This window comes from bacterium (genome assembly GCA_028821235.1).
Classification (GTDB): Bacteria; Actinomycetota; Acidimicrobiia; order Spongiisociales; family Spongiisociaceae; genus Spongiisocius.
Genome location: JAPPGV010000029.1, coordinates 1 through 19741, shown reverse-complemented (window position 1 = coordinate 19741; position 19741 = coordinate 1). Strand labels below are relative to the sequence as shown.

Here is a 19741-nt window from a genome sequence, read left to right as displayed (position 1 = left end):
AATGGCAGAGAAACCACGATTTCGTACCTGGAGGCCTTCAATTCAGGTATGCTGTTCCACGATGTAGGACTGTTCCGCATCATGAGACAAACACTAACGGCTTTCCCGATGTCGGGGTAAGGGTCCTAGCTGCTCTCATGGATATGTTCGACGAAGATCTCGACCTCCGCACGCTTCCCGACGACGAGCTCGTCGAGCAGATGCATGACGATCTGTATGACGGTCTCGCCGACGAGATCGACGAGGGAACCCGGATTTTGCTGGAGCGCGGCTGGTCGGCGTCGGAAGTCCTGAACGACGCCCTGGTCGAGGGGATGCGCATCGTCGGCATCGACTTCCGGGACGGCATCCTGTTCGTCCCAGAGGTGCTGATGGCGGCCAACGCCATGAAGGCCGGGATGTCCGTCTTGCGGCCCCTCCTGGCCGAGACCGGTGCCGAGACGGTCGGGAAGGTGGTCATCGGGACGGTCAAGGGGGACATCCACGACATCGGCAAGAACCTGGTGGCCATGATGATGGAGGGAGCCGGGTTCGAGGTCATCGACCTGGGCATCAATACCGACGTGGAGGAGTTCATCGATGCCATACTGGAGCACCAGCCTGACATCCTCGGCATGTCGGCACTGCTCACCACCACGATGCCCTACATGAAGGTGGTGGTCGACACCCTGTCCAACCGGGGCATGCGGGATGACTACATCGTCATGGTGGGTGGCGCTCCCCTCAACGAGGAATTCGGCCTGGCGGTGGGCGCCGACGCCTACTGCCGGGATGCTGCGGTGGCCGCCGAGACCGCCAAGGACCTGGTGGCCAGGAAGCGGATCCTCATGAGCGAGCAGGTCTGAATTGGTCTCCCGCCACCGGATCTCGGATGGGACCGGGCCGGGAGCGCGCGAACGGAACCGGCCACCCCGGTTACTGGTACTGGCCTGCGGGGCGCTCGCCGCGGAGATCCTCTACTTCATCAGGCTCAACGGCTGGGACCATGTGTCGCTCGCCTGCCTACCGGCCCGCCTCCACAACACACCCGACCGGATCGTGCCGGAGTTGGAGGCCCGCCTGCAAACCGATGCCGCTCGGTACGATCGCGTGCTCATCGGCTACGCCGACTGCGGAACCGGAGGCCATCTGGACGCGCTCCTGGAGAAGTGGGAGAACGTGGAGCGCCTCCCCGGCGCCCATTGCTACGAGTTCTACGCCACCCCGCCGGTGTTCCACGATCTGCACGCGGCGGAACTGGGCACCTTCTACCTGACCGACTTCCTCACCCGGCACTTCGATCGCCTCGTATGGCAGTCCCTGGGACTCGACCGTTACCCGCAACTCCGTGACATGTACTTCGGGAACTACCGCAAGCTGGTGTACATATCCCAGTTCGACCGTCCGGAACTGCGGACGATGGCCGAGGAGGCCGCCCGCAGGCTGGGCCTCGAGTACCACTACCGGCCGGTGGGATTGGGCGACTTGGCAACCGGCTTGGAGACCTTTGTCTCCTGGCCCGCCGCTTGATCATCATGGCAACTCGCGCCAGCCGCAGGATTCACCGGCCATGACCAGCCGCCGGGGTGTCTCCCGAAACCAGCGTGCCCGGTCGGAGCTGATCGTCATCTACTGGCGTGACATCCCGGCCCAGGTCACTGCCCGGTCTGGCCGGAACAAGATGGCGGTCGAGTTGCCGCCCCGGTTCCAGATGGCTATCGACCGGGCGGCGATGGTGGCCGGAAAGAAGACCTACGACCAGTACATCGAGGAGTGGCGCCGCACCTCCGAGCCCTGCGGGGAGGATGTCGAGGCGGAGGCCGAGGCCGCCGCCGCCCGGATCGAGAAGGAGTACCCGAAGGATCGCGTGCGGCGCATCGCGTCCAACGGCGGCTTGGAGAAGACCCTCTCCACCGGAGAACCGGCATGATCCGTACCGTGGTCAGTTCCGCCACCCGCGAGGTGGTCATCGGCCCGGATCGGCCCTTCGTGGTGATCGGGGAGCGGATCAACCCGACCGGCCGCAAGTTGCTGGCCGCCGAGATGAAGGAAGGGGACTACAGCCGGGTGGAGGCCGACGCCCTGGCCCAGGTGGCGGCCGGGGCGCACATGCTGGACGTCAACGCAGGCATCCCGCTCGCCGACGAGCCCGCCATCCTCGCCGAAGCGATCCAGCTGGTCCAGTCACTGGTCGACGTTCCCATCTCCATCGACTCATCCATCGTGGAGGCTCTCGAAGCCGGCCTGTCCGTCTACAAGGGCAAGGCGCTGGTCAACTCGGTGACCGGCGAGGAAGAACGCCTCGAGCGGGTCCTTCCCCTGGTGGCCGAGTACGGGGCGGCCGTGGTGGCAATCTCGAACGACGAGACCGGCATCTCCGAGGATCCGGAGGTGCGCTTCCGGGTGGCGACCAAGATCGTGGAGCGGGCCGCCCGTTTCGGCATCCCGCCCGAGGACGTGGTGGTGGATCCGCTCGTGATGCCGATCGGCGCTCTCCGATACGCGGGCCGCCAGGTCTTCGACATCCTGGGTCGGCTCCGGGACGAGCTGGGGGTCAACTCCACCTGCGGGGCGTCCAACATCAGCTTCGGACTACCGAACCGGCACGGCATCAACAGCGCTTTCCTGACCATGGCCATCGCCAACGGACTCACCTCGGCCATCACCAACCCCCTCGAGCCGGATATATCGCAGGCCGTCAAGGCGGCGGACGTCCTGATGGGGAACGACCGGGACTGCGCCAGATGGATCCGGGCCTTCCGGCAACCCTCGGCCGGAGGGCGCGCCCGCCGGCGCAGCGGCCGGCGCCGTACGGCCGCTACTCCATAGGTTCGCCCATGGCTGCTCGGACCCTACAGGTGGTGTTCACCCCCTCCGGAAGGCGGGGCAGGGTCGAGCCGGGTACCACGGTCCTGGACGCAGCCCGTGGTCTCGGGGTCGATGTGGACTCGGTGTGCGGCGGGCGCGGGCTGTGCGGGCGCTGCCAGGTGACTCTGGGCAGCTCCGCGTCCGAAGGCATAGATTCCGGCGGGCACCGGCTCTCCCTTCCCGAAGCCCAGGAGGTGGGCTACCGGGGTCGCCGCCCGCTCCGCGCCGGTCACCGCCTGGCCTGCGCGGCCCGCCTCCAGGACGACGCGGTCATCGACGTCCCGCCCTACAGCCAGGTGCGCCGCCAGGTGGTGCGCAAGCGGGCGGAGGTAGTCGACATTCCGGTGGATCCGGTGGTGCGCCTTCACTACCTGGAGGTGGAGCCTCCGGACATGCACCGCCAGGCATCCGACCTGTCCAGGGTGCTGGAGGCCCTGGACCGGCAGTGGGGTATCGCCGGGGTGGAGGTCGATCATCATGTGCTCCAGGTGCTGCAAGAGGTTCTGCGGGCCGGCCAATGGGCGGTGACCGTGGCCGTTCACGATGGGGACACCGTTACGGGTGTGTGGCCGGGCTTCCATGACGGCCCCCTCGGAGTGGCCTTCGATGTCGGTTCCACGACGGTGGCCGGCCATCTGTGCGATCTCTCCACGGGCGCGGTGCTCGCCTCGTCGGGCGTGATGAACCCCCAGATCCGCTACGGAGAGGATCTGATGAGCCGCGTCTCCTACGTGATGATGAACGAGGGGGGCCAGGAAGTCCTCACCTCGGCGATCCGTTCGACCCTCGATGAAATGGTCGGAGACCTGGTCGAGCAGGTGGGAAGGCCCCGGGACTCGGTGCTGGAGGTCGCCCTGGTCGGCAACCCGATCATGCATCACCTGGTCCTCGGCCTCAGCCCCTACCACCTGGGCGTGGCGCCGTTCGCCCTGGCCACCGACGGGGCAGTCCGTATCACCGCCTCGAAGATCGGCATGGAGGCGCATCCGGGCGCCAGGCTCTACGTGCTGCCGTGCGTGGCGGGCCATGTCGGCGCCGATGCGGCAGGCGCCATCCTGTCCGAGGGTCCCCACCGGAGCCCGGCAATCCAGCTGCTCGTGGACGTGGGTACCAATGCGGAGATCGTTCTGGGCAGCGCCGGCCGCCTGCTGGCGGCTTCCAGCCCGACCGGACCCGCATTCGAAGGCGCGGAGATCAGCTCAGGCCAGCGCGCCGCACCGGGCGCGATCGAGCGGGTGCGGATCGATCGCATGACGCTCGAGCCCCGGTTCAAAGTGATCGGAGTGGACTTGTGGTCGGACCAGGAGGGCTTCGAGGATGCCGTGGCGGGGACCGGCGTCATCGGCATCTGCGGATCGGGCATCATCGAGGCGGTGGCCGAGCTGGCGCTCACCGGGGTGGTGTCGGCCGAGGGGCTCATCCGGGACAGCGGTCGTAGCGAGCGGGTCGTCGCTGACGGACGGTCGGCGGCCTACCTGCTGTACGAGGGGCCGGCGGAGCGGGGTAGCCGCATCATGATCACCCAGAACGACGTAAGGGCCATCCAGCTCGCCAAAGCAGCATTGCAGGCGGGCGTCAGGCTCCTGATGGACCGCCTGGGAGTGGACCGGGTGGACGAGATCAGGCTGGCCGGCGCCTTCGGCAGCCACATCGATCCCATTTACGCCATGGTGCTGGGGATGATCCCCGACTGCGATCCCGATCGGGTCTCCGCGGCGGGCAACGCAGCCGGGACCGGGGCGATGATGGCCTTGCTCAGCGGGTCCGCCCGGGACGAGATCGAAGCTCTGGTCGGCGAAGTCGAAAAGATCGAGACGGCGGTGGCCGCCGGCTTCCAGCGCCACTTCGTGGAAGCCATGGGGATACCCCACGCCACCGTCGCATACGACCATCTCGCCCGTAAGGTGGACCTGTCGGGCATCGTCTCGTCCGGGCCGGCATCCGGCGGCCGCCGTCGCAGGACCCGGAGGAGAGCGAGCGGGGCGACCGCCCGGCGATCCGGGGCCCTGGTCGGGTCGTGTGGAGAGGAGGACCGATGAGCGCCCGCAGGAGAAGGAGAGGGGGCGGTAGGCAGGCGCGCCAGGCCATACGAACCGCCCGGGTCATCGAGCAGCAACCGTTCCTCACCCGCGCCGTGGGCCGCACCGAGGTGCTCTCCGAGGAGGGGATGGAACTGATCGAGCACAACGCCGACACCCTCCTCGAGGAGGTCGGGATCGAGATCATGAACTTCCCCGAGGCCCTCGCGATCTACGCCGGCGCGGGTGCCGACGTGGACGGTACGAGGGTCCGCTTCCCGCGGGGCATGTGCCGGGAGATCATCACCCGATCCGCGCCCGCCTCGTTCGTCCAGCACGCGCGTAACCCGGCCCGGTCGGTCACCATCGGGGATCCCCACATCGTGTTCGCGCCCGCGTACGGATCCCCGTTCGTGCGGGACGCCGACGCCGGGCGGCGCTACGCCACCATCGAGGACTTCAGGAACTTCGCCAAGCTCGTTCACATGAGCCCGGCGCTGCACCATGGCGGCGGAACCCTGTGCGAGCCGGTGGACCTGCCGGTCAACAAGCGCCACTTCGACATGGTCTACTCCCATGTCGCGTACCACGACAAGCCGTTCATGTCCTCGGTGACCAAGCCCGAGAGGGCCCAGGACTCGGTCGACATATGCAAGATCGTGTTCGGAGAGGACTTCGTGCGCGACAACACCGTGCTGATGGGTCTGTGCAATGCCAACTCCCCCCTGACATGGGACTACGCCATGCTCGGGTCGGCCAAGGTCCTCGCGGAGAACAACCAGTGCGCTCTCATCACGCCGTTCATAATCGCCGGCGCGATGTCGCCCGTGACGGTGGCCGCCGCAGTGACCCAGACCCTGGCGGAGGCTCTGGCTGCCATCTCCTTCACCCAGCTCGTCCGTCCCGGGGCGCCCGTCATCTTCGGATCCTTCGCCGCCTCGATGTCGATGCAGAGCGGGGCCCCCACCTTCGGAACCCCGGAGCCGGCCCTGGTGCTCTACGCGGTCGGCCAACTCGCCTCGAGGCTCGGTGTCCCGTTCCGATCCGGCGGTAACCTGACCGCCTCGAAGATCCCGGACGCCCAGGCCGCCTACGAGAGCGCCACGACCTTCCTGCCCGCTCTGGCGGCGGGCGTCAACTTCGTCCTCCACACGGCAGGGTGGCTTGAGGGCGGCCTGACCATGGGGTACGAGAAGTTCGTTCTCGACGCTGACCAGGCATCGATGATGGCGCGCCTGGTGGGCGGGGTGGACTTGAGCGAGAACGGCCAGGCGATGGAGCCGCTCCTGACCAACGGTCCCGGCCAGCACCATCTCGGCACCGCCCACACGATGGCCAATTTCGAGGATGCCTTCTGGGTGTCGGGCCAGTCCGATGTCGACAGCTTCGAGCAGTGGGAGCTGAACGGGTCGCTGGACTCGGTGAGCAGGGCCAACGCCGAGTGGAAACGCCTGCTGGCGGAGTACGAGCAGCCGCCCCTGGACGAAGCCGTTCACGAGGAGTTGACCGAGTGGATCGCCGCGCGCAAAGCCTCCTTCCCGGACTCGGACGTTTGAGATGACCGTTCCCTCAGGACTCGATCGCGCCGGAAGGGCGGCCGTGCGGCGAATCCTCGAACACCCGAAGTTCGAGGTCCTCCCGCTCAAGAACGTGCTCGATCAGGTGCGGTGGCTGCCGGACGGCGCCACGGTGTCCATAACCGCCTCGCCGACCAAGACGCTCGAGGACACGATGGACGTGGCCGCCGAGCTCCGCCTGAGGGGCTTCCAGGTGGTGCCGCACCTGTCGGCGCGCATGACCCACGACAAGAGGCATCTCGCCGCCCTGCTGGGACGGATGGAGCAACTCGAGATGTCAAGGGTCTTCCTGGTGGGTGGGGACGCTCCGCAGCGAGGGATCTTCCCCGACGCCTACTCCCTACTGCTGGCCATGGACGACCTGGGCCACCACCTCACCGAGATCGGGGTGACCTCCTACCCCGAGGGACATGCGGTGATCTCGGACGACAAGCTGCGGCAGGCTCTTCACGACAAGCAGCCGTTCGCGTCCTACCTGACCACCCAGATGTGTTTCGACGCCGAAGCCATCGGTGACTTCGTCTCCGGCTGCCGGGCGGACGGCATCACCCTCCCCGTCCGGATAGGGATTCCGGGAGTCGCCGACCGGTTGAAGCTCATCCAGATATCGACCCGGATCGGGGTGGGGCAGTCCGTTCGGTTCCTCTCCAAGCACCGTGGTCTGGTGACCAAGTTCATCAAGCCCGGTGGCTACGCACCGGAGGACCTTCTCGAAGGGCTCGCTCCGCTGGCCGACGATCCCGCAGCTGCCATCGTGGGGGTGCACATCTACACCTTCAACCAGTGCGAGACCACCGAGCGCTGGCGGCAGGAGTACCTGGCCACCCTGTAGGGTTTGCTCATTCCGCCATCCAGAGGCTTCGACACGTGACCCCCCCGGAAATCGCCGGCCCGGTGCCCGACCCGGCGCTGGCGGGAGTGAGCGCCCGGTTCGATGACTTCCGCGGGAACCTGGTCCCGCTCCGGCTGGTCGACCCGTACGGAGTCTGGGTCTCCTATCACCTCGACGATGTCCCGGACGTCATCCACCGGGCCGATGCCGAGGCCCGGGCCGGCGGTTGGGTGGCCGGGTTCGTCTCCTACGAGGCCGCTCCCGCCTTCGATCCCCGGCTGGCGGTCCGGACGCCGTCGCCCGGCCTGCCGCTGGCATGGTTCGCCGGATTCCGCGGCGCGATTCCCCAGCCCACCGGACCGGGCGGCGAGTACCGGATCGGACCGTGGCGACCCGAGATCCCGGATACCCGCTACGGCCGCGACGTCGACACCATCCGGGAGTTCATCCGGGTCGGCGACACCTACCAGACCAACTACACGTTCCGCCTGCGGGGACGGGTTACCGGGGATCTCAGGTCGCTCTACACTGACCTGCTCGGCGCCCAGGGGGGCGGTTATCACGCCTTCCTGGAGACCGGCCGCCACACAGTGGTCTCCGCCTCGCCGGAGATGTTCTTCCGCTGGGACGGCCGGCGTATCGAGAGCCGGCCCATGAAGGGCACCATGGCCCGGGGTCGTTGGGAACAGGAGGACTCCCGGTTCCGGGAGCGGTTGCTCTCCTCGGGCAAGGACCGGGCCGAGAACGTGATGATCGTGGACCTCCTGCGGAACGACCTGGGGCGGGTGGCCCGGTTCGGCAGCGTCCAGGTGGAGCGCCTGTTCGAGGTGGAGCGGCTGGAGACGGTCTGGCAGATGACCTCGACGGTGGCGGCCGAGACCCGACCGGGGGTGGGCCTGCTCGACATCTTCAGAGCCATGTTCCCCTGCGGGTCGGTGACCGGAGCGCCGAAGGTCAGGACCATGGAGATCATCGAGTCCCTGGAATCCTCTCCCCGAGGTGTCTACTGCGGCGCCATCGGGTTGCTGGCGCCGCCCGGATCCGGCCGGCCGAGGGCCGAGTTCTCGGTCGCCATCCGCACGCTCGTTGCGGACACGCGCAACGCCGAAGCCGAGTACGGCGTGGGCGGGGGAGTGGTGTACGAGTCGACCGCGGCCCGGGAGTACGAGGAGGCGATGGTCAAGGCCCGGGTCCTGTCACGTCGCCGGACGCCGGTGACGCTGCTCGAGACGATGCGATGGGAGCCCGGCCGGGGGATCTGGTTGCGGGACCGCCATCTGAACCGGCTCCGCTCCTCGGCCCGCTACCTGGGTGTGACCCTCCGGGAGGTGGCCATCGCCGATCTCCTCGAAGGCTTGTCAGGCGACGAGCCGCTCCGGGTGCGCCTGCTGGTCTCCGCGGACGGGTCCGCTTCGATCGACACTGTGCCCCTCGCTCCGGGTCCATTGGTGGTGGGGTTGGCCGTAGATGATCGTCCGATCGACCAGAGCGACCACCTGCGCTACCACAAGACGACCCGGCGGGAGGTCTACGAGCAGGCGGCGGCCCGGCATCCGGCTGCGGACGATGTGGTGCTCGTGAACGACCTCGGGGAGGTGGTCGAGACCACCATCGCCAATCTCGTCGTGCGGATGGGAGACGCCTGGGTCACGCCGCCGATCGGCTCGGGCTGCCTGCCGGGCACCTACCGGGAGGAGCTCCTGGATCGCGGGACCCTGAGGGAGCGAACGATTTCGGTGGCCGAGTTGATGGCGGCCGACGAGGTGGCCGTGGTCAACTCGGTCCGCGGATGGCGAACCGCGAAGATCGTTGAGGGTCCGTAATCGACCGATCTACGGCCAGCTACCGATCAATAGACCGACCGGTGCCGCGATAGCGCCGAATACGAGCAGTGCCGAACCCAGACACCCCGCCCTTGTCGAGCGGGCGCCGCGCCGGGAGGACCTGCCGGCGCGCCCGCGGCTCGGCGGTTCGATCGGGTTCTCGGACAGGTGCTCGCGCAGCACCTCGGCGGTCCTGCTCTCCAGTTCTAGGCGCTCGGCGACGACCTTCTCGGCCTGAGCGCGCAGGGCGTCGAGCTCCTCGCGCTGTGCTCCGTCGAGCCACCGCGTCTCCACCTTGGCGATCTCACTCAGGGCGGTTCCGGTGTCGAACAGGGCCAGGGCCTCCGAGGCGGCTCTCATATGGCGCCCGGCCGCAGCCCGGAACCGCTTCCGCCGGCGCAGGGCGCCGTCGAGATGCAGCTGGGCGCCCCGGCGTAACTCCTGTGACAGCAGGGCCAGCAGCAGCTCTGTTTCGGGGTCTTCGGCCAGCCCGAGCAAGCCCTCGTAGTGGTCGGCCCGGGCCATCGACTGGATACGAGCTGCCAGATGCTCCGCCCTCGTAAGGGCTTCGGCCCGCGCCGTCTCGACCAGCCGGCGTAGCCGCTTGCGGTCACCCTCCGCAGACCGATCTGCCAGGGCGCGAGCAGCCCGGAAGTCCAGCACCTCCATTGCCTCTTCGATCGCTCGCTCGTCCGGTGATGGCATACCGCCGCAAGGGTACCGGTTTCCCCGGGTCCCGCCCCACGGCCAGGGGGGATGGTGGTGGTGGGGTAGTCTCGGCCGAGCGGCTCACCGGAAGGAGACACGACATGGCGTTGCAGATCACCTCCACCGACTTCGAAGACGGGGACTACCTGGGTCCGGATCACATCCTGGCGGAGGAGTACGGATTCGGGTGCGGCGGAGGTAACCGGTCGCCGCAGCTCTCCTGGACGGGTGCCCCGGAAGGAACCGCAAGCTACGCCCTCACCTGCTACGACCCGGATGCCCCCACCGGTTCGGGGTTCTGGCACTGGGTGGTGGTCAACATCCCCGCCGAGGTGACGGAACTGGCGGCAGGCGCCGGTGACGGGTCGGGAATCCCCGCCGGCGCGCTGCAGACCCGGACCGACTTCGGCAAGCCCGGGTACGGTGGCCCGTGCCCTCCCGAGGGCGACCATCCCCATCGCTACCTCTTTACCGTCCACGCGGTGGGCATGGAGGAGTTGCCGGTCGACGCCGACACCATGCCGGCGGTGGTGGGGTTCATGCTGAACTTCAACACGCTCGAGAAGGCCAGCCTGATGGGGCTATACAAGCGGCGCTGACCGTTGGAGCGACGGGCAGGTTCGGGTTAGGAGGGAAGGCCCACCGATGGCGACCTGGCGGCGGGGAGCCCCACCGTCCACCCGCTGATCCGTGACGCCCTCGTTCTGTTCGCCGAGCTCTTCCTGCTGTTCGTGGCGGTCACATTCGGGCTGAACCTGCTACGGCGCCGGGTAGGCGACGAGCGCCTCCGGACCCTCATGGGCGCCTCGCCCGTCGGGGCGGCCCTGCGGGGGATCGGGGTCGGTTTCATCACCCCCTTCTGCACGTATTCGGCCATCCCGGTGCTGGTCTCCCTCCGCCGAGCCGGTGTGAGCCCGGCCGGCTACACGGCGTTCATGGTGGCTGCGCCGGTCCTCGACCCGATCCTGTTCGGAGCGCTGGTGATCATCGTGGGCCTGCAGGCCGCAGTCATCTACCTGGCGGTGGTGTTCGCGGCGTCGATCGGTCTGGCGCTGCTGGCCGAACGGGTCGATCTCGACCGCTTCATGAAGCCCTTGACCCCGGCGGATGTGGATGGAGGCCCTGACCGGGACATCGGAACCGGCCCGTGGCGGGGTTTGAGGACGGAATGGCGCCCCTCCATGCGCTCGTCCCGGGCGTTGCTCCGCACCATGCTCCCGCTGCTCGCGCTGGGCGTTCTGATCGGGCTGGCGATCACCGCCTTCCTGCCGGCCGAGACGGTGGCCCGCGTGCCGGTCCTGTCGGGAGACGCGGCGATCCCCGCCGCCGCGGCGGTCGGGACCTTCTTCTACATCAACACCGAGCTGTTCGTGCCGATCGCCGACGGTCTCAGGGCGGCGGGGATCGGCATCGGCGCGGTGGTGGCACTCACCATCGCCGGTGCGGGCGCCAACGTCCCCGAGTTCGTCATGCTGGCCCGGCTGACCAGCCGCAAGGTGCTGGCAGTGTTCGGCGGCTACGTCTTCGTCGTAGCGATGGCCGCCGGGATACTGGTCGAGCTAACGGTCGCCTAGTGTCCTGATTCGATAGGTCGTCAGCCATTCCCAGGCGACGAGAACGCGAAAAACGCCCGGCCGCGCCGGTCCCCGGCGGGCCCATCCCCCAGCCACCACCTCCTTCGGTCCGAACGCGTTCCGCTATCCCCCGACGGGTCCGCTCCCGAATTGATCCCGGCTCCGGTTCCCTCGACGTCGAACTGCAAGGAACCAGTGGTGTTTGTGACTGCCTTACAGTATGCGGCGAGGGCGTGACACCTTTCAACCCCCTTGAACAAGGCTCGGGTCACAGACCACATCGAACTGGAGATACGGCAGGCTAGGAGGATGCGGCACGAAGAGACCGTGGCGGGACAGTCGCCCTCAGTCATATCTCGATGGCGTCCAGTAGGTGGTCGAGGCCGGGGAAGTCTCTTGATTGTCCGGCCGGCTCAGGCGAGAGGTGTCGGGTCCTGGCCGGCCATGGCGTCGAGGTCGGCGCGCCATCTCTCGTAGTCGATGCCGGATGCGGTACGGAATAACCCCACCGTCTCGGCGGCAGGCACGAACCTGCCACCTCCCCGGTAGCGGCGGGGGACCCGGCTGCTGATGCCGGTCAGGATCTCGTAGGGGATGGTCTCGGCCCAGCCGGACAACTCGTTGGCCGTGATCTTCTCGTCATCCTGGGTGCCGATGATCACCACCTCGTCCCCGACCCGGACGTCGGTCTCGGGGCCCACGTCGACCATGAACTGGTCCATGCAAACCCGGCCCACTACGGGGTGCCGCCGGCCTCTGATCAGCACCTCCCCCCGGTTGGACAGGAGGCGGGGGTAGCCGTCCCCGTATCCCATCGGGACGACCACGATGCGGGTGTCGCGGTCGGGGGTCCAGGTCGCTCCGTAGCTGACCGGGCTTCCGGTGGGGAGCGGCTTCGAGAGCACCACTGTGGACCGCCAGGTGAGGGCCGGCTCGATCTCGATCGTCCTGGGGATGGCGTCGGTCGGGTATACCCCGTACAGCATCAGGCCCGGCCGCACCAGATCGAGGTGGGAGCTGGGGTGCTGCAGGACGGCGCCCGAGTTGGCCAGGTGGAGGGTAGGGGTGGGGAGGTCCCGGTCACCGAAGTATGAGACCACCCGGCGGAAGGTGGCCATCTGGTTGAGGGTCTGGGCGGGATCCGCCTCGTCGGCGGTTGCGAAGTGGCTGTACACGCCCTCCACCTCCACCCGAGGGCTGCTGCGCAGGGCATCGAGCAGCTCGGCGGCGCCCTCGGGTCGTACCCCCATCCGGCCCATCCCGGTGTCCACCTTGGCGTGAACCCGGGCGACCGTCCCCATGCGCTCGGCGCCCTCCTCGATCGCTCCCACCGCCTGTACCGAGGAGACGGTCATGGTGAGTCCGAAGTGGAGGAAATCGGGAATCTGGGAGATGTCCAGGCCCCCCATCACGAGGATGGGGCACACGATCCCGGCCTCCCGGAGCCTCGCCCCTTCCTCGAGGAACGCCACCGCCAGCCCGGCCGGCCGGCAGCTCTCGAACAACCGGGCTACCTCCACCAGGCCGTGGCCGTAGGCATCGGCCTTCACCACCGGCGACATCCGGGCCGGGGTCACGGCCCGCTCGACAGCCCGGTAGTTGGACGTAAGCTGGTCGAGATCGATCTCCACATGGGTTGGGCGGGACACCCGCGGGGCTACGGTGGGTTCGAGGATCATCGGTCAGGAGGTTACAGGTGGGAGGTCCGGCGAGAAGATGAGCGCGGGCGGCGGGGCAGATGGGGGACGGCCCCGGTTCTTCGACACCCGAACGGCCTACATGATGTTCATCACCACCACCACGGAGAAGGCGGAGGTGGCGGCTCGGATCGCTCGGGAAGCTCGCCTGGTCGCTCCGGGGCCGGACTCCTTCCGCCTGTTCGACGCCGGCCTGGGGGATGCCACGGTGCTGGTCGAGGTAATGCGGAGCCTCCATGCGCTGCGGCCCCACGTCCCGTGGCTGGTCGTAGGCAAGGAGATAAGCATCGAGGATGTCCGTATCGCTCTGGACCGCCTACCCGACCGTTTCCACGAACATCCCGAGATGGTGTTCGTGGTGACCAACATGACCTACGGCGAGGCCACCAACCTGCGGCCGGGACCGGGGAAGGGCGAATTGTCATGGCGGAGCACCGCACTGGAGGGCGCGACCACCGTGGGCTTCGCCCGCCAGATTCGTGACCTCCACGACACCCTGGCCGAGGATTGGCAGGTGACGACCAGCCCCACGACGGGCAACCCGGTCTACGTCCGCCCCGCGGTCCACGTGATCTACCGCAAGGATCGGGAGTTCATCCTGCGCCGGGTGCTTCCCGATCCGAGCACCTACCGGGCGGCCTTCGATCTCATCATCGCGTCCCAGCCCTACCGGGCACGGACCTCGGCCGAGCACAAGGTCCGCACCGTGATCGCCCCCCTGGCCCGGGCGCTGGCTCCCGGTGGCCGGCTGCTGGGCATCCACGCCTACGGCCACGATCCCGGCATGGAGATCATCCACACCCTGTGGCCGGACGAGGATCCCTTCCGTACGGACCGCCGGGCCCTGCTGGCCGAGGCCGCCCGGCAGCTGTCGAGCCCGGCCGATGGGGACCTGGTGATGGAGGAGTGGGACGACTCGGAGTCGATCTTCCGCTACGAGATGCGGACCATGCCGGTCGAGGCCAAGGAACACATCGGGACCTCCGCCATCCTGGCGGCCTGGAACGCCGCCGCCTACGTCGCCCAGATCGACGAGAAACGGATGGAGGAGGCGGTGGCGTTCGGCGCCTACCACGACGGCACCAGGTTGGTGCTCAAGCGCTACGGACGGGTGTGGTTCAACAACGAGAGCTTCGTGATCCGCCGGGAGCCGGCATGAGAGGCGGCGGGCCGTGAACGACAGCATTACCGCGGTACCCGGGGTGGAGGTCGGGCACTGGACATCGGAGCAGCACCGCACCGGGGTCACCGTGGTGGTGTTCCCCGAGCCCAACGTGGCGGCGACCGAGATCAGGGGAGCGGCGCCGGGGAGCCGCGAGACAGCGTTGCTCGACCCGGGGATGCGGGTCCAGCAGGTCCAGGCGCTGGTGTTCACAGGAGGGTCTGCCTTCGGGCTGGCGGCGGTGGACGGGGTAGTCCGGGAGCTGGCCGGCGACGGTCGGGGGCATCCCACCCGCAACGGCCCGGTTCCCATCGTCCCCGCGGCGGTCATCTACGACCTCGATCGACCGTCCGGCTTCCACCCCGGAGCTCCGGAGGGAGCGCTTGCCTACCACTGTCGCTCGTCGGCGCCCGTGCCTCAGGGGCGGGTGGGCGCCGGTAGGGGCGTTACCACCTCGCAATGGCGAGGCCCGGCCGCGGTCCAGCCCTCCGGGCTCGGATCAGCCCGGATCGAGGTCGGCGCCGCGACGGTCGGCGTGCTGGCGGTGGTCAACGCGGTGGGCGACGTCTTCACCCTCGAAGGGGCTCCGCTCACGGGCGGCGAGATGGTTCCCGGCCCGGCCGCCTCCGCCGTCACGCCCCATGCCAACACCACCCTCGTGGCGGTGGCCACCGATGCCCGCCTGGAGCGGAACGACCTGTTCCGGTTGTGCGTGAGGTCCCAGGATGCGGTGGCGGCCTGTATCCGGCCGGCCCATACCCGATATGATGGCGACTCGGCGTTCGCGGTGTCCTGTGGAGAGTTGATGGGAGATCCAGATGCGTTGGGCGAGGCCGCCTTTGTCGCCACCGGACGGGCTATCGCCGCGGCGGTGACCAGCGCCCGTCCTCACGATCCTGACCGGACGGCAGCCGGACCATGACCCCTGTTGAGATCCGGGCGCGTCTGGACGAACTGGCCGGGCAGGCGGGGGCCTGCGTGGCCTGCCGGCTTCACGAACGACGCACGCAGGCAGTCTTCGCCGATGGTTCCCCTGAGGCGGACATCATGTTCATCGGTGAGGGTCCCGGGTACAACGAGGACAAGGAAGGCCTGCCGTTCGTGGGCAGGGCGGGCATGCTGTTGAACCGGCTTCTCGGCGAGGTGGGTCTCGATCGGAGCGAGGTGTACATCGCCAACGTGGTCAAGTGCCGGCCTCCGAACAACCGGGATCCCCGCCCGGACGAGATAGAAGCCTGCAAGCACTTCCTGGTCGACCAACTCCGGCTGGTGGACCCGGCCGTGGTCATGACGATGGGCAACTTCTCGACCAAACTCCTACTCAAGACATCGGTGGGTATCACCCGCACCCGAGGCCAGGTGTACCCCTGGTGGGGGCGGGTGGTGATCCCGACCTTCCATCCGGCGGCGGCATTGCGGAGCGGTCCCGCCATGGAGGCGACCATCAAGGCCGACCTGGAGATGGCGGTGCGAACCGCCCGGGAGCGGTTGGCGGACCCGGATGCGCAGGCCGGTGTGCCGGAACCGCCCGACTCCTACGAACAGCTCGGCCTGTTCGGATGATCGTTCTCGAGGCGCCTTCCCCGAGCGACACGCGCCGGATCGGCCGCGCCCTGGCAGGGTTGGTGCAGCCGGGCGACATCATCCTCCTCTCCGGAGCCCTGGGGGCCGGTAAGACCGTCCTGGCCGCCGGCATCGGAGAGGGCATCGGCGTGGCGGAGCCGCTCACGTCGCCGAGCTTCGTACTGGCCCGCCACTACCGAGACGGGTTCATGCCGTTGCTCCACGCCGACGTCTACCGGATCGGTTCGTCCGGCGAGTTCGAGGACCTCGACCTGATCGAAGCGGCTCGCGACGGTGTGCTGCTCATCGAGTGGGGCGACGTGGTGGCCGGTCGCCTGCCCGACACCTGCCTGTCCGTGGAGATCGAGGGAACCGGTGACGAGGCGCGGACCATCCGGCTCTGCCCCTCCGAGCCGTGGACCGGCCGCAGGCTCGAGCCCGCCATGCGCGAGGTGGCACAAGGTGGCCGAGGGTGAGGATCCTCGGTATCGATACGGCCACGGGAGCCTCGTCGGTGGCGCTGGTGGAGTCGAGGCGGCTGGTGGCCTCGGCCGGCCGCACCGGAAGTCGGGACCACGATGCCTTCCTCATTCCGGCCATCGACTTCTGCTTCGCCCAGGCCGGATGGCATCCCGAAGAGCTGGATGGCGTGGTGGTCGATGTTGGGCCGGGCCTGTTCACCGGAGTGCGGGTCGGCATCGCCACCGCCCAGGGTCTGGCCACGATGCTGGGCGTTCCGATCATGGGCGCCTCCTCGCTGGATGCTCTGGCCCTGCGGGCTACCACGGGCCACAGGTACATCTGGGCGGTGGTGGACGTGCGCCGCGGCGAGGTGGCGGTGGCCGGTTACCAGCCGGTTCCAGGCGGCGCCGCGCTGGATGCGCCCCCCGAGTTGGTCGGTTACCAGCAGTTCCGGGGCATCCTCGAGTCGGATGCCAGGGAGATCCTGGTCGTGGGCGATTGGGAGGCTCTGCCGGGCTCGGTCTTGCGCGGATTGCGAGGAGTCCGGACCGGCATGCCCCGCTACCCGTCGGCGGACGCACTGGCCGAGATGGTGGTCGCGAAGGTAGGGCGGGGGGAGTTCGGTCATCCCAGAGAGGTGCGGCCCTTCTACATGCGGGAGCCGGACGTCACCCTCGGCTCGGTACACCGCCGGGAGGCGGGCCTGTGGTCCTGACCGGTGGGCTCGTGGTCAGGGACCTGCTGACGGAGGACCTGGATCAGATCCTGGAGCTCGAGGCCGCCACGTTCCGGATGCCGTGGTCGCGCGAGGTGTTCGAGGCGGAACTGGAAGCTCCGGGCCGGTCGTACCTGGTGGCGGATCATGAGGGTCGGGTGGTCGGTTACGGCGGCCTCATGCTGGTGGAACAGGACGCCCACATAAACACGCTGGCCGCGCAGCGCCCCGGGCCGGTGCCGGCTGTGGGAACCCGTCTCATGCTGGCGCTGGTGCAGATCGGGTTGGCGGGAGGCGCCGAGCACCTGACCCTTGAGGTCCGGGCCTCCAACCGGCGCGCCCAGGAGTTCTACCGGAAGTTCGGTATGGCGCCGGTGGGGGTGCGGAAGCACTACTACCGGGACGAGGACGCCCTCATCATGTGGGCGCATGACATCATGGGCGTCGGCTACCGGGAACGGCTCCGGCTGATCGAGGAGGCCTTGCCGTGAGCGGTCCGCTGGTGCTGGCCTTCGAGACCTCGTGCGACGAGACGGCGGTCGCGGTCACCGAGGGCACCCGGGTGCTCTCCAACGTGCTCTCGTCGCAGGTGGACATGCACGCCCGATTCGGGGGAGTGGTCCCCGAGGTGGCTGCCCGCGCCCATGTCGAGGCGATCCGCTCCCTTACCCACCGGGCCTTACGGGAAGCCGGGGTCCACCCTGACTCGCTGGACGGCATCGCCGCCACCAGGGGGCCGGGCCTGGTCGGTTCGCTCCTGGTGGGCTTCTCGTTCGCCAAGGCCATGGCGTGGAGCCGCGGACTTCCGTTCCTCGGCGTGGACCACATGGAGGGGCACCTGTTCGCGCCCCGCCTGGACTTCGACGACTTCCGGCCTCCGGGCGTGGTGCTGCTGGCCTCGGGAGGCCACAGCCAGGTGGTCCTGATCAACGGATGGGGGGACTATCGCGTCCTCGGCCAGACCATTGACGACGCCGCCGGCGAGGCATTCGACAAGCTGGCCCGCTTCATGGGACTGGGCTTCCCGGGCGGACCGGCCATCGACGCCCTCTCGGAGACCGGGGACCCCGACCGGATCAGGTTCCCCAGAGCGCTGGCCGATCGCCGCTACGACTTCTCCTTCTCGGGTCTCAAGACTTCCGTGGTGACCACCCTGGAGAAGGCGAGGGCATCCGGAACCCTGCCCTCCCGAGAGGACGCCGCCGCCTCGATCCAGGAGGCGATCGTCGACGTGCTGGTGCAGAAGACGATGAACGCGGTCGAGGATCATGGGGTGGAGATCGTAGGCGGGGGAGGCGGCGTGGTGGCCAACCGGCGTCTCAGAGCCCGGCTCGAGGAAGAGGCTGACCGCCGGGGCGTGGGACTGTTCCTGCCCAGGCCGATCATGTGCACCGACAACGGGGCGATGATCGGCGCGGCGGCGGCATTCCGGCTGGAGCGGGGCGAGCGGACCGAGTGGCGGGCCGGGGTCGACTCCTCGATGAGGCTGTGAGCCGGTCGGAGAATGCCGTAAACAAGCCGAATCGGGACCCTCGGGGGATGATGTCTGCGGTTGAGTGAGCGGAAGGGGGCGCGGTTCGGCTAGCGATCGTCGACCAAGGCGTCCCAGGCTATGTCGATCATCCGACCCACTGCGTCCCGGACCACGTCCCGATGGGGGTTGTAGTAGTCCATGTCCTCGTTCTTCTGCGCGAGCGGGTCGCCGTCCACCGCCAGGATGGCGCCCGCCTGCCTCCCCGCCAGTCCGGCCAGCACGAACAGCGCCGCGGCCTCCATCTCCACTGCCTTCACTCCGGTCTTCTGCCACATGGGCACCGGGGAGCCCAGAATGTCGTGGGTGAAGAAAGCGGCATTGGTCAGCGTCACTCCCTCGTGGATGTTCTCGGCGCCCTCGGCGGCGCGCCGCAGCGCCATCACCACCTCGACCGAAGCCAGGGCGGGGTAGCCGTCGGGCACTATCTGGGAGGTGTAGCCCTCGTTGCGCACCGCTCCGGTTGAGATCACCAGGTGGCCGTCCATCACGTCGTCCTGCATGCCTCCGCAGGTCCCCGCCCGGATCACACGATGCACCCCGGCCATGAACAGCTCCTCGAAGCACACCGCGGCGCCCGCCGCCCCCACCCCGTGGGAGGACACTCCCACCCGGGTTCCCCGGTGGTGGCCCACCAGGGTGACGTACTCCCGGAACCGACCTATCTCGGTGGCGCCTTCGAGCCGCGAGGCCGCCCGCAGGGCGCGGTCGGGATCGCCGACCACCAGCATCCGCTCCGGCAGGTCATCGGAATCAACGCAGAGCAGGGAGAGGAACACGTCTCGAATGACCCTTTCGTCTCCGCCGTCGACGGGAATCTGCGCTGGGGTGGTCACCGAGAACTCTCCCGACCAGTTCGGCAACCGCCGCAGCCACATGGCCGGAGGTGACCTCCGTTCCCAAGAGGCTCCGCCGCTGTACGACTCTACATCCATGCTGTATTGCGCCGCCCTCGGCGATCAACTTCTCGCTCCAGGTCCCGGTGTCGAGCACGGCGTCGGGATGACGATGTTGCCTCGGATGCCGTCGGTGGCCCACTCCGGCGCGGCGACCCTCGCCAACCGGGTTAGGGCCGCCTTGGAGATCCGGTCGGCCGGATCGACGATGCGTCCCTGCCGCGTTGGCAGAGGTGCGTCTCGGTTAGCACTCCACCCGAAAGGCTGCTAACCTCTGGCACTCGTAAGGAGAGATTGCCAACAGGTCCGCCTTTCCCGGCCGGCCGGTTGGCATCT

The 19741-nt window shown here is 68.4% G+C and carries 20 protein-coding genes; 17 read left to right on the top strand and 3 right to left on the bottom strand.

What is annotated here, in order from left to right; translation table 11 throughout:
• Nucleotides 1–143 precede the first annotated feature (143 nt).
• Genes OXK16_03620 through pabB form a run of 8 tightly spaced genes read left to right on the top strand, consistent with a single transcriptional unit; the run spans nt 144 to nt 9097 of the window.
• Entirely contained in the window at nt 144–845 is a 702-nt protein-coding gene (locus OXK16_03620) for a B12-binding domain-containing protein (GenBank protein MDE0375037.1), read from the top strand.
• 1 nt (nt 846) lies between these two features.
• Nucleotides 847–1509: a DUF1638 domain-containing protein gene (locus OXK16_03615; GenBank protein MDE0375036.1), complete on the top strand. Its 663-nt coding sequence runs from the start codon at nt 847–849 to the stop codon at nt 1507–1509.
• A gap of 40 nt (nt 1510–1549) precedes the next feature.
• A complete protein-coding gene (locus OXK16_03610) occupies nt 1550–1909 on the top strand; it encodes a virulence factor (protein ID MDE0375035.1) in 360 nt (119 codons plus the stop codon).
• Complete coding sequence (locus tag OXK16_03605; protein ID MDE0375034.1) at nt 1906–2808, top strand: dihydropteroate synthase; 903 nt, start codon at nt 1906–1908, stop codon at nt 2806–2808. Before OXK16_03610 ends, OXK16_03605 begins: the two co-directional genes overlap by 4 nt.
• An 8-nt stretch (nt 2809–2816) precedes the next feature.
• On the top strand, nt 2817–4886 hold the full coding sequence (locus tag OXK16_03600; protein ID MDE0375033.1) for an ASKHA domain-containing protein: 2070 nt from the start codon (nt 2817–2819) through the stop codon (nt 4884–4886).
• Nucleotides 4883–6421, top strand: coding sequence for a trimethylamine methyltransferase family protein (locus tag OXK16_03595; GenBank protein MDE0375032.1), 1539 nt, complete (start codon nt 4883–4885; stop codon nt 6419–6421). The genes OXK16_03600 and OXK16_03595 overlap by 4 nt, the downstream gene beginning before the upstream one ends.
• A gap of 1 nt (nt 6422) precedes the next feature.
• On the top strand, nt 6423–7274 hold the full coding sequence (locus tag OXK16_03590; GenBank protein MDE0375031.1) for a methylenetetrahydrofolate reductase: 852 nt from the start codon (nt 6423–6425) through the stop codon (nt 7272–7274).
• Between the two features lie 35 nt (nt 7275–7309).
• The gene (gene pabB / locus OXK16_03585) at nt 7310–9097 is read left to right on the top strand and encodes an aminodeoxychorismate synthase component I (protein MDE0375030.1); all 1788 of its coding nucleotides are present in this window, start codon (nt 7310–7312) and stop codon (nt 9095–9097) included.
• 9 nt (nt 9098–9106) lie between these two features.
• Here the strand turns inward: pabB and OXK16_03580 are convergent, their stop codons facing one another.
• Nucleotides 9107–9802, bottom strand: a complete 696-nt coding sequence (locus OXK16_03580) for a hypothetical protein (GenBank protein ID MDE0375029.1) — start codon at nt 9800–9802, stop codon at nt 9107–9109.
• Nucleotides 9803–9906: 104 nt separating this feature from the next.
• On the opposite strand from OXK16_03580, the gene OXK16_03575 reads away from it, so the two are divergent.
• Complete coding sequence (locus OXK16_03575; protein ID MDE0375028.1) at nt 9907–10404, top strand: YbhB/YbcL family Raf kinase inhibitor-like protein; 498 nt, start codon at nt 9907–9909, stop codon at nt 10402–10404.
• 132 nt (nt 10405–10536) lie between these two features.
• Entirely contained in the window at nt 10537–11379 is an 843-nt protein-coding gene (locus OXK16_03570; protein ID MDE0375027.1) for a permease, read from the top strand.
• Between the two features lie 413 nt (nt 11380–11792).
• Here the strand turns inward: OXK16_03570 and alr are convergent, their stop codons facing one another.
• Nucleotides 11793–13058, bottom strand: coding sequence for an alanine racemase (gene alr, locus OXK16_03565; protein ID MDE0375026.1), 1266 nt, complete (start codon nt 13056–13058; stop codon nt 11793–11795).
• A 37-nt stretch (nt 13059–13095) separates the two neighbouring features.
• On the opposite strand from alr, the gene OXK16_03560 reads away from it, so the two are divergent.
• From OXK16_03560 to tsaD, 7 genes are read left to right on the top strand one after another with little or no spacing between them, the layout of a single operon-like run.
• Entirely contained in the window at nt 13096–14235 is a 1140-nt protein-coding gene (locus OXK16_03560) for a hypothetical protein (GenBank protein ID MDE0375025.1), read from the top strand.
• Nucleotides 14236–14248: 13 nt separating this feature from the next.
• On the top strand, nt 14249–15160 hold the full coding sequence (locus OXK16_03555) for a P1 family peptidase (protein ID MDE0375024.1): 912 nt from the start codon (nt 14249–14251) through the stop codon (nt 15158–15160).
• Complete coding sequence (locus tag OXK16_03550; protein MDE0375023.1) at nt 15157–15801, top strand: uracil-DNA glycosylase; 645 nt, start codon at nt 15157–15159, stop codon at nt 15799–15801. Before OXK16_03555 ends, OXK16_03550 begins: the two co-directional genes overlap by 4 nt.
• Nucleotides 15798–16277 carry a tRNA (adenosine(37)-N6)-threonylcarbamoyltransferase complex ATPase subunit type 1 TsaE gene (tsaE, locus tag OXK16_03545; protein MDE0375022.1) on the top strand — a complete coding sequence of 160 codons (480 nt, stop codon included), beginning with the start codon at nt 15798–15800 and terminating at the stop codon, nt 16275–16277. Before OXK16_03550 ends, tsaE begins: the two co-directional genes overlap by 4 nt.
• Nucleotides 16274–16978 carry a tRNA (adenosine(37)-N6)-threonylcarbamoyltransferase complex dimerization subunit type 1 TsaB gene (gene tsaB, locus OXK16_03540; protein ID MDE0375021.1) on the top strand — a complete coding sequence of 235 codons (705 nt, stop codon included), beginning with the start codon at nt 16274–16276 and terminating at the stop codon, nt 16976–16978. Before tsaE ends, tsaB begins: the two co-directional genes overlap by 4 nt.
• The gene (gene rimI / locus OXK16_03535; protein ID MDE0375020.1) at nt 16969–17469 is read left to right on the top strand and encodes a ribosomal protein S18-alanine N-acetyltransferase; all 501 of its coding nucleotides are present in this window, start codon (nt 16969–16971) and stop codon (nt 17467–17469) included. The genes tsaB and rimI overlap by 10 nt, the downstream gene beginning before the upstream one ends.
• Nucleotides 17466–18470, top strand: coding sequence for a tRNA (adenosine(37)-N6)-threonylcarbamoyltransferase complex transferase subunit TsaD (tsaD, locus tag OXK16_03530; GenBank protein MDE0375019.1), 1005 nt, complete (start codon nt 17466–17468; stop codon nt 18468–18470). Before rimI ends, tsaD begins: the two co-directional genes overlap by 4 nt.
• An 89-nt stretch (nt 18471–18559) precedes the next feature.
• Here tsaD and OXK16_03525 read toward each other — a convergent pair whose 3' ends face one another.
• A complete protein-coding gene (locus OXK16_03525; GenBank protein ID MDE0375018.1) occupies nt 18560–19345 on the bottom strand; it encodes a nucleoside phosphorylase in 786 nt (261 codons plus the stop codon).
• Between the last annotated feature and the right edge of the window lie 396 nt (nt 19346–19741).